The 14,191-nt window shown below is 42.2% G+C and carries 15 protein-coding genes and 1 riboswitch; of the genes, 13 read left to right on the top strand and 2 right to left on the bottom strand.

All coding sequences use genetic code 11. From position 1 onward, the window contains the following. Window positions 1–19: 19 nt before the first annotated feature. On the bottom strand, window positions 20–1,114 hold the full coding sequence (locus RL70_RS02360) for a branched-chain amino acid aminotransferase (RefSeq protein ID WP_039041822.1): 1,095 nt from the start codon (window positions 1,112–1,114) through the stop codon (window positions 20–22). Window positions 1,115–1,312: 198 nt separating this feature from the next. Here RL70_RS02360 and RL70_RS02355 point away from each other — a divergent pair, with 198 nt between their 5' ends. From RL70_RS02355 to RL70_RS02345, 3 genes are all read left to right on the top strand, one after another. Further along, window positions 1,313–2,431 carry an FAD-binding oxidoreductase gene (locus RL70_RS02355; RefSeq protein ID WP_039041821.1) on the top strand — a complete coding sequence of 373 codons (1,119 nt, stop codon included), beginning with the start codon at window positions 1,313–1,315 and terminating at the stop codon, window positions 2,429–2,431. A 70-nt stretch (window positions 2,432–2,501) separates the two neighbouring features. Further along, a riboswitch (purine riboswitch) is annotated at window positions 2,502–2,603 on the top strand. A 148-nt stretch (window positions 2,604–2,751) separates the two neighbouring features. Then, the gene (locus tag RL70_RS02350) at window positions 2,752–3,333 is read left to right on the top strand and encodes a xanthine phosphoribosyltransferase (protein ID WP_039041820.1); all 582 of its coding nucleotides are present in this window, start codon (window positions 2,752–2,754) and stop codon (window positions 3,331–3,333) included. Continuing rightward, on the top strand, window positions 3,333–4,625 hold the full coding sequence (locus RL70_RS02345; protein ID WP_039041819.1) for a nucleobase:cation symporter-2 family protein: 1,293 nt from the start codon (window positions 3,333–3,335) through the stop codon (window positions 4,623–4,625). The genes RL70_RS02350 and RL70_RS02345 overlap by 1 nt, the downstream gene beginning before the upstream one ends. A 55-nt stretch (window positions 4,626–4,680) precedes the next feature. Here the strand turns inward: RL70_RS02345 and RL70_RS02340 are convergent, their stop codons facing one another. Beyond that, window positions 4,681–5,583, bottom strand: a complete 903-nt coding sequence (locus RL70_RS02340) for an aldo/keto reductase (protein WP_039041818.1) — start codon at window positions 5,581–5,583, stop codon at window positions 4,681–4,683. Between the two features lie 62 nt (window positions 5,584–5,645). Between RL70_RS02340 and RL70_RS02335 the strand changes: the two genes are divergently transcribed. The 10 genes from RL70_RS02335 to RL70_RS02290 all read left to right on the top strand — a co-directional run bounded on the left by RL70_RS02335 (window position 5,646) and on the right by RL70_RS02290 (window position 14,096). After that, window positions 5,646–6,191 carry an NUDIX hydrolase gene (locus RL70_RS02335; protein ID WP_039041817.1) on the top strand — a complete coding sequence of 182 codons (546 nt, stop codon included), beginning with the start codon at window positions 5,646–5,648 and terminating at the stop codon, window positions 6,189–6,191. Between the two features lie 56 nt (window positions 6,192–6,247). Next, window positions 6,248–6,763 carry a hypothetical protein gene (locus RL70_RS02330; protein ID WP_039041816.1) on the top strand — a complete coding sequence of 172 codons (516 nt, stop codon included), beginning with the start codon at window positions 6,248–6,250 and terminating at the stop codon, window positions 6,761–6,763. Between the two features lie 83 nt (window positions 6,764–6,846). Further along, the gene (locus tag RL70_RS02325) at window positions 6,847–7,305 is read left to right on the top strand and encodes a Fur family transcriptional regulator (protein ID WP_025784947.1); all 459 of its coding nucleotides are present in this window, start codon (window positions 6,847–6,849) and stop codon (window positions 7,303–7,305) included. A 104-nt stretch (window positions 7,306–7,409) separates the two neighbouring features. Further along, on the top strand, window positions 7,410–8,306 hold the full coding sequence (xerD, locus tag RL70_RS02320) for a site-specific tyrosine recombinase XerD (protein ID WP_039041815.1): 897 nt from the start codon (window positions 7,410–7,412) through the stop codon (window positions 8,304–8,306). Between the two features lie 26 nt (window positions 8,307–8,332). Further along, window positions 8,333–9,532: a phosphopentomutase gene (gene deoB, locus RL70_RS02315; RefSeq protein ID WP_039041814.1), complete on the top strand. Its 1,200-nt coding sequence runs from the start codon at window positions 8,333–8,335 to the stop codon at window positions 9,530–9,532. A 4-nt stretch (window positions 9,533–9,536) separates the two neighbouring features. Then, the gene (locus RL70_RS02310) at window positions 9,537–10,838 is read left to right on the top strand and encodes a pyrimidine-nucleoside phosphorylase (protein ID WP_039041813.1); all 1,302 of its coding nucleotides are present in this window, start codon (window positions 9,537–9,539) and stop codon (window positions 10,836–10,838) included. A 224-nt stretch (window positions 10,839–11,062) separates the two neighbouring features. Then, a complete protein-coding gene (locus RL70_RS02305; RefSeq protein ID WP_039041812.1) occupies window positions 11,063–11,416 on the top strand; it encodes an anti-sigma factor antagonist in 354 nt (117 codons plus the stop codon). Then, window positions 11,406–11,852: an anti-sigma F factor gene (spoIIAB, locus tag RL70_RS02300; protein ID WP_039041811.1), complete on the top strand. Its 447-nt coding sequence runs from the start codon at window positions 11,406–11,408 to the stop codon at window positions 11,850–11,852. Before RL70_RS02305 ends, spoIIAB begins: the two co-directional genes overlap by 11 nt. A 3-nt stretch (window positions 11,853–11,855) precedes the next feature. Then, complete coding sequence (locus RL70_RS02295; protein WP_025784941.1) at window positions 11,856–12,647, top strand: SigF/SigG family RNA polymerase sporulation sigma factor; 792 nt, start codon at window positions 11,856–11,858, stop codon at window positions 12,645–12,647. Continuing rightward, window positions 12,648–14,096 carry a spore germination protein gene (locus RL70_RS02290; protein WP_039041810.1) on the top strand — a complete coding sequence of 483 codons (1,449 nt, stop codon included), beginning with the start codon at window positions 12,648–12,650 and terminating at the stop codon, window positions 14,094–14,096. It begins immediately after the preceding gene. Window positions 14,097–14,191: the final 95 nt, after the last annotated feature.

Raw genomic sequence — 14,191 nt, 5'->3', positions numbered from 1 at the left:
TGTCGGGTTTTGTTTTATGTTAACCTATTTTTACAGATAATGGAGAAAGTTCTGTTACCCATTGAAGCGTATCTTCTTCATCACCTAATTGTATTTTCGTTAATGTATCATATAATTTCTTGGAAAGAGCACCTGTCTTACCGTCATTGACGGTCATGATTTTTCCATTCCAGTTCAATTCGCCAACTGGAGAAATTACAGCTGCAGTACCCGTACCGAAAACTTCTTCCAATTTTCCTGATGCATGAGCTTCAGCCAATTCTTCCATTGAAATTTTACGTTCAGTCACAGGAGTTCCCCAATGAGCCAGAAGCTCAATAATGGATTTACGTGTAATTCCTTCAAGGATGCTTCCATTAATGGCGGGAGTGATGACTTCACCGTCGATTTTAAAGAAAATATTCATACTACCGACTTCTTCGACATACTTTCGCTCAACTCCATCGAGCCACATTACTTGTGAGTAGCCTTGTGCACTTGCAGTTTCCTGTGCTTTCAATGCAGAAGCGTAGTTACCGGCTGTCTTAGCACCACCGGTCCCCCCTTTGACAGCACGGACAAATTCATTTTCAACTAAGATTTTGACGGGATGGATACCTTCTTCATAGTAAGATCCTACTGGAGACAGGATGATGTAAAACTGATAAGTAGTAGCTGGAGCAACTCCTAAGAATGCTTCAGTTGCAATCACGAATGGACGAATGTAAAGGGAATTACCTTCTAACTTAGGAACCCATTCTTCTTCTACTTTCAATAATTCAAGAAGTCCTTCAATCGCTTTTTCTTCGTCCACCTGAGGCATACATAGTCTATCTAAAGAACGATTGAGCCGTTTGAAATTCTCTTCTGGACGGAACAAACGAATTGAATCATCTTTTGCACGATAAGCTTTCAACCCTTCGAATACGGTCTGACCATAGTGGAAAACGATAGCCGCGGGGTCGAGTGATATCGGTGCATAAGGGACGATACGATGGTTTTGCCAACCAATCCCTTTTACATAATCTGCAATGAACATATGGTCTGTGAAATGTCGACCAAATACAAGATTCTCTTCGTTCGGTTTTTCTTTACGGGAATCGGTAAGGTTGAATTCAATCTTAGATGTCGTCATGGCTTATTTCCCCTTTTCAATTAAAAGTCACTTGCAATTGATATATCGAATACTGCCATTATACGCCATTCTCTCGAAAATGAAAGAATAGTTCGTATATTACTTTTGTTACAATTTTGAAAACGATTACAGATACCTTGGTTTGATGAATGTTGTTGACCGTTGTACACTGTTAGAGTAAAAAAAGGAGGGAACACGGTGGAGCAAATTATAATTATTGGATCCGGAATTTTAGGTTCATCTACAGCATACGAACTTGCAAAACGCGGTGCCTCTGTTACTGTGATCGATCGAAATAATCATGGAAGTGCAACTAAAGCAGCTGCTGGGATCATTTGTCCGTGGTTATCACAGCGCAGAAATCAGGACTGGTACAAACTTGTAAGAAATGGTGCTAAGCATTATAAAACACTCATTGCAGAACTCGAAGCGCTCGGTGAGTCTAAAACAGGTTATCGTCAAGTAGGTGCGATCAGCTTGTTTGCAGATGATTCTAAACTTGAAAAAGCATACGAACGTGCGCTTACAAGAAGAGAGCAAGCGCCTGAAATCGGTGATATTGAAAAGCTGACTGAAGCACAAACTAAGCAGTATTATCCTCCGATTGCTGAAGGATTTCAATCGATATACATATCTGGGGCTGCGCGAGTCGATGGACGCCAACTTCAACAAGCCCTGATACGTGCTGCGAAGCATTATGGTGCAGTTTTTCTGGAGGGGAGTGCAACACTTCACAAAGACGAAGAAAAAAATATTCAAGTAGTATGCGAAAATAAATTCTACGACGCAGACAAAATTATATTAACTACGGGTGCGTGGACTCCGGATTTGAGCTCACTAAACGTTCGTCTAAACGTTCGCGGTCAGAAAGCTCAAATTGTCCATATGGATCCACTGGATGAGAACAGTTTGAACTGGCCAGTTGTGATACCACCAGGTGACCAATACCTACTCTCTCTCGATGATGGGCGAGTGATTGCGGGGGCGACACATGAAGACGAAGATGTTTTTCAACCATCTATTACAGTTGGTGGGGTTCAAGAAGTGTTAACCAAAGCATTGGACGTAGCGCCAGGATTAGTGAATGCAGAATTATTGGAAGTACGGACTGGCGTACGGCCATTTACTCCTGGATTTCTTCCGGTCATTGGTTCGTTACCAGACCATCCCTCAATTTTCGTAGCAAACGGACTAGGGGCATCTGGACTTACCGCAGGTCCATATTTAGGTAAATTGCTAGCTCAGCAAATTTCAGACGATCCGGTAGATATTAACCTATCGCCCTACTCAGTAGAGCAAGCAATAGAACTTTTATAAAAGAATCCGCTTACATTTTTCCTATTTTAGAATAGGTCTTGTTTTCTTGTTTAAGCATGCTATACTAAAGTCAAAATCGAATACATTCACTCATATAATAGCGGAGATATGGTCCGCAAGTTTCTACCGGTTTGCCGTAAACAAACTGACTATGAGAGCAACGGACTTGAGGGAATCTGAAGAATGACTACAGATTTTCGCTTGTTTCCATCTGGTGAATTTTAAGCCGTGATGACCATTGCTCCACTCATAGATATGATTGGATGCGCGGGTCATACGGCTTCTTTGTATGTCCGCCATACCATTGAGGAGGAAATGCGATGCAACTGTTAAAGGATAAGATTATGGAAGAAGGAAACGTGTTACCAGGAGATGTCTTGAAAGTCGATTCCTTTTTGAATCACCAAATCGATGCAAAACTCATGCAAGCTGTTGGAAATGAGTTTGCGGAGAAATTTGCAGATGCAGGCATCACAAAGATTTTGACATTGGAGTCATCAGGGATAGCGCCTTCAGTTATGGCGGCTCTTCAGCTTAAAGTGCCTGTAGTGTTTGCACGAAAGCGGAAATCATTGACGCAAAACAGCAACCTTTACAGCGCATCTGTTTACTCATACACCAAACAAGAATCGAACGAAATATCGGTATCGGAAGCACACCTTGGTTCAGAAGATACCTTGCTAATTATCGATGACTTTCTTGCAAATGGACAAGCGGTCTTAGGCTTGTTGGAAATTGCAGAACAAGCAGGCTCGAAAACGGCAGGTGTTGGAATTGTCATCGAAAAAGGATTCCAACCTGGTGGCACAATGTTACGGGAAAAAGGACTTCGTGTAGAATCGCTGGCAATTATCGAATCACTTGAAGACCTACAAATCACTTTCAAGGAGGCTGTCGAATAATGAAAACGACGCTTCTAGGAATTCAACATCTGTTAGCAATGTATGCAGGTGCAGTTCTAGTTCCACTAATCGTAGGTGGCGCGATTGGACTTACACCTAAACAGCTTACGTATCTCGTTTCTGTCGATATTTTGATGTGTGGTGTCGCAACCCTTCTACAAATTATGACAAATCGTTATTTCGGTATTGGACTTCCTGTTGTGCTCGGTTGTACGTTCACAGCTGTATACCCTATGATTGATATCGGGACAAAATTTGGATTATCTGCAATTTATGGATCGGTCATTGCATCCGGAGTTATTATTGTGCTCATAAGCGGATTCTTTGGTAAGCTCGTCAAGTTTTTCCCACCAGTCGTAACAGGTTCAGTTGTTACAATTATCGGAATCACACTAATCCCAGTTGCGATTAATAACATGGGTGGTGGTCAGGGGGCAGCTGATTTTGGCTCAACTACTAATATCCTGTTGTCTTTCGGAACACTTGCATTCATCGTTCTCGTATACCGCTTTTCCACAGGTTTTTTACGGGCGATAGCTATCTTAATTGGCCTGGTTGGTGGAACTATCGCAGCAATGTTCATGGGTGTAGTTGACTTCTCAGCTGTGGGTGAAGCATCCATGTTTCACGTAGCGCAACCGTTTTTCATCGCAACACCAACATTCCATTGGCAGCCGATTTTAATCATGACAATTGTTGCGATGGTATCTCTCGTCGAGTCAACAGGAGTATATTTTGCACTCGGGGATATTTGTGAAAAAGACATAAAATCTAAAGATCTTGCAAAAGGGTATCGTTCAGAGGGTCTTGCATCTGTTCTTGGAGGAATCTTCAACGCATTTCCATATACGACTTTTTCTCAAAATGTTGGTCTTATTCAAATGTCCGGTGTGAAATCTAGAAAAGTTCTCGTAATTACAGCAGGCATGCTGATTGGTCTGGGTTTCATGCCGAAAGTCGCTGCACTCGCTACTGTTATTCCTAACGCTGTTCTTGGTGGAGCAATGGTTGCAATGTTCGGAATGGTCGTATCACAAGGGATCAAAATGCTCAGCACTGTTGTTGTTAAATCACAAGATAATGCAATGATTGTTGCCTGTTCAGTCGGAATAGGGCTTGGTGTATCCGTTGTACCGGAATTGTTCGCAAAACTTCCTGAAGGTGTACAACTCCTTACAAGTAACGGAATCGTAGCAGGTAGCATAACGGCGATTGCGCTAAATATTATCTTTAATATGCTACCGAGTCGAAAGCGTAAAGAAGCAGTTGTGTTAACTGAACAAGAAGCATAAAAAAGAGTGGGGGCTAGTTTTTAGCTTCCCACTCTTTTTTGATTCAGTGTCCGAGTCAAATTCGATGTTGGTCGTATTTGTGTAACTCAAGAAGGTTAGTCAGCTCATCAAGAGTTGCATCACTCACATGTGTCTCATAAGCGTGAACAGAATCCATCAACTGGTCGTGTGTGCGTGCTCCAACCAATGTAGTCGCGACAGCATCTTTCTGAAGACAAAAGTGAATCGCAGCCGCATGGAGATTTGTCGCATTTGCTGTCAATTTATGTACAGCCTCACTTAGTGCAGGTTGCTTATAATTAACAAACGAGTCAGTCTGCGCAGCCCGTTGCTCACCCTCAACTGTCAGAAGACCTTTCGCTAATGTCCCTCTCACGATGACAGAAGCATTGTGTTCTTCGATCATTGAAAACCATTCTTCAGGACGCCGATCGAGCATATTGTATTGCATCATCACAGAAACAGCGCTACTGTTCTTCAGAAATCGTTGAATGACATTCGGGCGGATTGATGAGATCCCATATTGGCGGATTATACCCTCGTCTTTTAAGCGTTCAAACGCTTCAATCACTTCTTCAGCATTATCATCCATAGTTCCACCGTGTAACTGATACAGATCGATATAATCCGTACTAAGTCTTCTAAGACTCTCTTTGACACCTTCCATGATGTGTTCTTTTGAAGCATCCCAATGCCATGTTTTTCCGTCTGGGTTCATCTTATTCCCAACCTTTGTGGCTAGGATGATGTCGCCTCTGCGATTGTGGATCGCATGTCCAACAACTTCTTCATTTGCACCACCTTCATACAAATCTGCAGTATCAAAGAATGTGATGCCTGCATCTAAAGCGGCAGCCACGATATCGTCTACTTCGTTGCGATTAGTGGGTAGTGACATGCATCCTAGACCCAGCTCTGAAACAGCTAGACCACTTTTACCAAGTTCTCTTGTATTCATCCAAACACCTCCATTACCCCCATGGTATACTGGACGAAACAAGAAGGAAAGTGGGGAACCTTATGAAGAAATTTGAAGAACGAACATTGTCTAGTGAGACTCTATATACGGGCAAGATTATTGAACTACGTGTAGACGAAGTTGAACTGCCTGACGGCAAACATGCACAGCGAGAGCTGATCAAACACCCCGGAGCAGTTGCGATTATCGCCATTACAGAACAAGGAGAACTCATTCTAGTTGAACAATTCAGGAAAGCCCTTGAACGGTCAATCATTGAAATTCCTGCTGGTAAAATAGAACCGGGAGAAGATCCTGAAAAAACTGCAATCCGTGAGCTTGAAGAAGAAACAGGCTACCGAGCGAACGAATTTACATATATCCAGTCTTTTGCAACTTCTCCGGGATTTGCAGATGAAATCATTCATCTCTATTTAGCGAGATCATTGGAAAAAGTGGATAACCCTGCAGCAGGCGATGAGGACGAGTTCATCAACCTTCTGGAGTGTACGATTGAAGAAGCAGAGGGAATGATGAAAGATGGAAGGATCTATGATGCGAAAACAGCCTTTGCTGTGCTCTATATAAAAGAACTCCTGAAAAATTGAACTAATTATAGCCGGACAAGCATAGAGTAGTACAAACTATTCGGAGGTGCTTGTCTATGGTTCGTTCGTTATCGTTTTTGCAGTTGTTTGTAATTCTCGCCGTAGGTTACATAGGTGGCGTGTTACTCTATCGAGGTATTCCGGATGCTGATTTCTCATTTTTAGTTCAGCTTTATGATAGTCGTGCGGCACAAAACAGCTCCACCTCTTTACTGATTCAACTAGCAACTGTTCTTTCTTTTTACGTAGTGGCGATGATTTTGTCATTATCTAAGAGAACTAGGTGGTTCGTAATGCTAGTCGGGGCGCTGAAGGCGGCTTTATTTGGACTCGCTTCTGCGCATATTCTTGCGGGTGGAGTGAATATGCTCGCTTACTCAGGATGGTGGTTCCCATTTAAATTACTAGGAACGTTTCTTGTTTTATTATTCTGTTGGACCCTTTCACCACCATTTTTCACTCGCAAATCGGTCAAACGTTCTAACAATACCAAACTTCCCCTTATGATTGTTTGTGCAGGATTGGTGCTTTTCTTCGCAGATAAAGCTGTTTACAATCTCTTAGGAGGTTAAAAGCGCTATAGGGCGGTTTCCTTTCTATTGTCATAACGAATGACGATTTGCTATAATAGAATCATTCTTGAGGGGGGCGTCCTATGGAAAGCCGAATTGAACGCATAAAAAAACAATTACATGGGGCCAGCTATAAATTGACGCCTCAACGGGAAGCTACAGTCATGGTGCTTCTGGAAAACGAGGCAGACCATTTAAGCGCAGAAGATGTGTTTCTCCTTGTTAAAGAAAAAGCCCCAGAAATTGGTCTAGCTACTGTTTACAGAACACTAGAATTGTTAACTGAATTGAAAGTCGTAAACAAAATTAATTTTGGAGATGGCGTTGCGCGCTATGATTTACGTAAAGAAGGCGCTGCAAGATTCCACCATCATCTAATATGTATTGAATGCGGAGCAGTCGATGAAATTCAAGAAGATCTTCTCGGTGAGGTAGAAAAAGTCGTTGAAAAACGATTTGGATTTACAGTCAAAGATCATTGGCTCACCTTCCACGGAATTTGCAAACGTTGCAAATCTGAAGGAGATACAAAGGGAAAGTGAGAGGGGGCGGCAGCATGCTGTCCTCTTTTAACGTTTATGTTGGAAAGGGAGGGAAGGAGTCTGTGTCTGCAGCATAGTGCTGTTTTAACAGATATCCGCAGCATATGACAGACTTGCAATTCGCTCTGCAAGATTACTTGCACTTTTTAAAAGTCGAGCGGCAGCTAGCAGATAATACGATCTCTTCTTACAAACGTGACTTAACCGCATATACGAGCTGGCTAGGCACTAATATAGAACCATCAGACACAATCGACCAACAACAAATAACAAGCTACTTATTTCAGTTGAAAGAACAAGGGAAATCTTCAAGAACAATTTCAAGACACATCTCATCCATCCGTTCCTTTCATCAGTTTATGCTAAGGGACAAAGTTACAGACACGGATCCAACGGTTCACTTGGAGTTACCTAAACTGGAAAAGAAATTACCGCGGGTTCTTTCCGTATCTGATATAGACAAGCTCATTAAGGTGGTCGGCACCCTGACACCTCAACGTATTAGGGACACCGCCATCCTTGAATTGTTATACGGAACAGGAATGAGGGTAAGTGAACTAATAGGGATGAATGCAGACGATATCAATTTGACGATGGGATTTGTTCGCGTTTTCGGTAAAGGAAGTAAGGAACGAATTATTCCTTTAGGCAACACAGCAGTGAAAGCGTGTACAAGCTATCTTGAAGACGTAAGACCGGAGTTCGTTTCTTCTATATCAGGGAAAGATGCGCTCTTCTTGAATACCAGAGGAGGACGCTTAACACGTCAAAGCATTTGGAGTCTTTTACAAGAGGTTTCCAAAAATGCGGGATTGACTCAAAAGTTAACGCCACACATGTTGCGCCACTCGTTTGCAACACATCTTGTTGAAAACGGAGCTGATCTAAGGGCTGTACAGGAAATGCTCGGCCATGCTGATATTTCAACGACCCAAATTTACACGCATGTCAGTCGAACACGACTAAAAGACGTATATAGTCAGTTCCATCCAAGAGCATAATCATATTATTTTAGGAGGCAATTCAATTGAGTACACAATCATTTAAAAGAATTCACTTAATCGTTCTAGATTCAGTCGGGATTGGTGAAGCTCCGGACGCCCATTTGTTTGGGGATGAAGGCGCCGACACACTCGGTCATATTGGGGAACATATGGAAAACGGTCTACATATGCCAAACTTAGCACGAATGGGTTTGTCTAATATTAAAAAAATTCAAGGCATTCCTGAAGAACAGTCACCTATCGGATTATACGGTAAAATGCAAGAAGCTTCTGTTGGTAAAGATACGATGACAGGACATTGGGAAATGATGGGTCTTAATATAGATCAACCTTTTAAAGTATATCCAAATGGATTTCCCTCTGAACTAATTGAAGAACTGGAAAAACGAACGGGTCGAAAAGTCATTTGTAACGAACCGGCAAGTGGTACTGCAGTTATTGAAGAGTACGGAAAAGAGCATATGGAAACTGGAGCGCTTATTGTTTATACATCTGCGGATCCAGTCCTTCAAATTGCTGCACATGAAGAAATCATACCGATTGAAGAGCAATATCGTATTTGTGAAATAGCTCGTGAACTTACACTAGAGCCAGAATTTCTAGTCGGTCGTGTCATCGCAAGACCGTTCATCGGAGAGCCGGGAAGCTTTGCCCGTACTACAAATCGTCATGATTATGCGCTTAAACCGTTTTCTCCTACCGTCATGAATGCATTACAAGATAGTGGACGAGATGTAGTAGCTGTAGGGAAAATTTCGGACATTTTTAATAATGAAGGCGTCACAAAAGCTGTCCGCACAAAGAGCAATATGGATGGTGTGGATAAGTTACTCATTGAGATGGACACAGATTTTGAAGGGTTAAGTTTTACAAACCTTGTTGACTTCGACGCGCTGTTCGGTCACCGTCGTGATCCTGAAGGCTACGGACTTGCATTGCAAGAATTTGATGCGCGGATGCCTGAAATAATGAGTCGTTTGAAACCAGATGATTTATTGATCATCACTGCAGATCACGGAAACGATCCAATTCATGAAGGTACGGATCATACACGAGAGTTTGTTCCATTGCTTGTATATTCACCTCGTTTTACAAGTGGGGGCACTCTTCCGCTTCGGAACACGTTTGCAGATATCGGGGCAACGATTGCAGAGAATTTTGAAGCAACAGCACCTGAATTCGGTGAGAGCTTTTTACAATCACTAAACGAAAAGGTACGGTGATAAAATGAGAATGGTCGATGTAATTCAGAAAAAAAGAGATGGCGAGAATTTGTCAGAAGAAGAAATTCGTTTCTTCGTAAATGGATATACGGACGGCTCGATCAGTGATTATCAAGCGAGCGCATTTCTAATGGCGATTTATTTTTCTGATATGGACGCTGAGGAGCAAGGCTATTTAACGATGGCTATGGTGAATTCAGGCGACCAAATCGATTTGTCAGCAATTGAGGGGATTAAAGTCGATAAACATTCTACAGGGGGCGTTGGTGATACAACGACGCTAATTCTTGCGCCGCTTGTAGCCGCGTGCGGAGTACCTGTTGCGAAAATGAGTGGAAGAGGACTTGGGCACACTGGAGGGACTCTCGATAAGTTAGAAGCAATCGAAGGATTTCATGTGGAAATAACGGAAGAACAGTTCGTGAAACAAGTGAACGATTTGAAGTTAGCGGTTATTGGACAAAGCGGTAATTTGACACCAGCCGATAAAAAGCTATACGCATTACGGGATGTTACAGCAACTGTAGACAGCATTCCGCTCATCGCAAGCTCCATTATGAGTAAAAAGATTGCAGCGGGTGCGGATGCGATTGTGTTGGATGTGAAAACTGGTGACGGTGCGTTCATGAAAACTCCTGAAGATGCAGAGGCCCTTGCCGAATCGATGGTAGCGATCGGTAGAGAAGTAGGTCGTAATACGATGGCGGTTATTTCAGATATGAGTCAGCCATTGGGATATGCAATTGGAAATTCATTAGAAGTAAAAGAAGCTATTGATACGCTAAACGGTAATGGACCGGAAGATTTAACGGAATTGTGTCTTGTACTTGGAAGTAAAATGTTAATTGCAGGCGGAAAAGCGAAAGATACAAAAGATGCCCGAAATCAGCTGAATCAGGTCATTAAAGATGGCTCTGCACTGGAGCTGTTCGCTAAGTTTCTTGAAGCGCAAGGCGGTAATCCAGCCATTGTGAAAAATCCTGAACTTTTGCCGAAAGCTTCTTATCAAATTGAAGTGAAATCGACAACTACTGGATTTATAACAAAGATGGAAGCGGATGAAATCGGCGTTGCAGCTATGCTGCTTGGTGCTGGTAGAGCAACGAAAGAAGACGATATCGACTTGGCAGTCGGCATCGTCTTGAAGAAAAAAATAGGGGATGCTGTTAAATCTGGGGAGACGATTGCCGTCATCCACTCGAATACAGAAAACATCTTGCAGACCGAAAGTTTGTTACTTAAGCATATTCACATTTCACAACATGCACCAAAGCGTCCTAAACTGATTCATAAAGTCATGAAATAAGATAAATCATAGGTCAGAAAAGCACCATTCACGATTGTCGTGAATGGTGCTTTTTTTATTGTTGAAAAAAGAATAGTTGTCTAAAGACTGTCAATTTTGGACAGGTTGTATGTAAGTTCTGTTGTCGTTTCATGTAACGTGAACACTAGTTTTGACTAGTTTTGTCACGAAGAAGGGTTCCGCTTTCTCGCTGTTGAATAGTTGGCGAGAAGGAGGGGTTGACGATGACAGATATAGCAATTACAAAAAATGGCATCATAGTTGTGACGTTACGCGGAGAATTAGGAAATCATGAAGCCAATCGCATTCGAACACAAATTTCATCGGAAATCTTTAGTGGAAAAGTACATGGGGTAATTTGGGATCTGACAAATCTTGGTTTTATGGATAGTTCCGGGATTGGGTTGATTTTAGGGAGAATGCGAGATCTTGCACCGCAAAATGGTGAGACGCTCATACTAAATCCCTCAGCTACTATGGAGAAGATTTTTCAATTCTCAGGACTTGGCACAGTGGTGAGGCATTGCAACGTAGAAAAAGCTATAGGTGAAATCGGAGGGGTTTTACATGAACAATGAGATGACATTGTCATTTGTCGCAATCGAAGAAAACGAAGCGTTAGCTAGAATGACGATGACGTGTTTCATAACACCTTTAGATCCGACGATTGAAGAGTTGTCCGAATTTAAAACAATTGTTTCTGAAGCTGTGACCAATGCAATTATTCATGGCTATGACTGCGATGGAAAAAGAAAAGTGACCATTCATGGGAAAATTGAAGACAGTAAAGTGACGATGACAGTTTCGGATGAAGGAAATGGTATTTTCGACGTGGATCAGGCAATGGAACCGATGTTCACTACAAAGCCATTATTAGAAAGATCTGGGATGGGTTTTACAATCATGGAAAGCTTTGCGGACAATTTGTCAGTTGAATCCGCAATTGGACAAGGGACTGTCGTGCGGTTTGAAAAAACATTTTCTCCGGTCACGGAAAAAAGCAGAATGAGGTGACCTATGGAAATGTCTGTTGAAAAAAACGGAGCACTTCTATCCCAAGAGGAAATGCGCATGCTGATTCAACAGTCCCAAGCAGGCGATAAGGAATCCCGCAGACGCATGGTGGAAGGGAATACACGCCTCGTCTGGTCAATTGTTCAGCGGTTCGCTTCGCGTGGTGCAGACTTGGAGGATCTGTTTCAAATCGGCTGTATCGGTCTAATGAAATCGATTGATAAATTTGATTTATCATATGAAGTAAAGTTTTCAACGTATGCAGTGCCAATGATAGTAGGGGAAATACAACGATTTCTACGAGATGATGGAATGGTGAAAGTGAGCCGCTCCATTCGTGAACTCAGTTTTAAAATCAGACATGCGACAGACAGTTATGTGAAGGAGCATGGAACTTCACCTTCCATTTCTGAGCTCGCAAAAACACTCGAAGTCACAATAGATGAGATTATTTTAGCATCTGATGCTCTGAGAGACCCAGCATCTTTACATGAGCAACTGTACGACAGTGATGGAGATAGTTTGACACTGATGGATCAGCTCAAAGATGATCGATCTACCCGACTATTTGACCATATTCCTTTGCGAGATGTTGTTTCAAAACTAAACAAACGAGATCAGACAATTATTTACATGCGATATTATTTAGATTGCACTCAAAGTGACATTGCCGAAAGAATTGGGATTTCTCAAGTTCAAGTGTCACGATTAGAAAAGAAAATTTTAGCCCAGCTGAAAACATGGATGGGTGCAACCGCAGAAGAAACGTTGGATAAAGCGAGGGCTGATCGATAAATGAATTCATTATTTACATCTAAGACTGAAGCACAAGCGTGGTTTGTCGATAAGTTTGGAACTGGAGAAACGTATGATGCCGTAACACGGGAAATTCATTTGTGGGAAATGCCTGTTCTTCTTCTATACATCAATGGTCTTGTTGATGGGCAGACGATTACAACGTTATTAACTGAAATGCAAGATGCAGATAGAGGAAGTGAAGCTTCTCACCATTCAGGTGAGAAGCTGCTTTCCTACTTCCCATATCACGCAGTAGAGCAACCGAAGAGTCGGGACGAGTTTTTAACATCACTTTTGAGTGGACTTGCAGGGTTCGTTTCTGATGATGGTTTCACATTCCTTATCGACATTAGAAGTTATCCAGGTAGACAACCAGAAGAGCCTGATAATGAAAAAGTAATAAGAGGGTCCCGAGACGGGTTCACAGAGAACATTCTTCAAAATACAACTTTGATAAGAAGAAGATTACGTACACCTGAACTTCGATTCGAAATGCATAAAGTTTCTGCAGTAGGAAAAACAGATGTTGCCATTTCCTATATCAAAGGAGCTGCCAATGAAGATATATTAGACGGTATTCGTAAAAGAATGGATGAAATTGAAACAGATGGGCTAACGATGACGGATAAGTCATTGGAAGAATTTCTATTCAAGCAGAGGTTTAATCCGATGCCATTTGTTCGATACACGGAACGACCTGACATTTGTGCAGCTCACCTCTTAGAAGGACATATTGCTCTTGTTGTCGATACATCTCCATCTGCTATCCTCGTGCCGACCACAATTTTTGATCATATGCAACATGCAGAAGAATACAGACAGGCTCCCTTTATAGGGACGTTCGTTCGTATGATTCGCATGGCAGGTGCAATTTTCAGTCTTCTAATGCTTCCCTTTTGGTATTTACTTGCAACAAAAACTCAACACATTCCTCAGTTTCTGCATTACATTGGTCCGGATGATCCCGGGGCTGTTCCATTATTCGTCCAGTTATTACTTGCAGACCTAGGAATAGAAGTGCTGAGGATGGCGGCCATTCATACACCTACTCCGATGACGACTGCCATGGGGCTAGTTGCTGCAATCGTCATTGGACAAGTGGCAATTGATGTTGGCCTATTTACTCCCGAAGTGGTTCTATATGTAGCAGTTAGTGCTATTTTAACATTTGCGATCCCTTCTTATGAATTGAGTATTACAACTAAGATTTTCAGGATTGCCTTGCTTATTGCTGTTGCTGTAGCAGGAGCACCAGGGTTTTTCATTATGCTTGCGGTACTGTTCTACTACCTGAGTTCTATGAAGCCGCTAAATGTTCCGTACTTATGGCCAGCGTTGCCATTTTTCCCGAAAGCGATGCTACGCGTAATCCTCCGTCAGCCGATGACAGCGGATATGCCAAGACCTTTTATTACGCACTCTCCTAAGCGTAATCGTATGCCGTAAACAATTGCCTCACCCTAAAAGTTGTGATAAATTTGTCCATAGACAACTCCTTCTACAATAAAAATCTGTAAGAGGAGATTTATCGCAATTTTTGG

This window comes from Sporosarcina sp. ZBG7A, assembly GCF_000813425.1.
Classification (GTDB): Bacteria; Bacillota; Bacilli; order Bacillales_A; family Planococcaceae; genus Sporosarcina.
The sequence above is the reverse complement of the archived record's forward strand: the minus strand, read 5'-3'. Positions and strand labels throughout refer to the sequence as shown.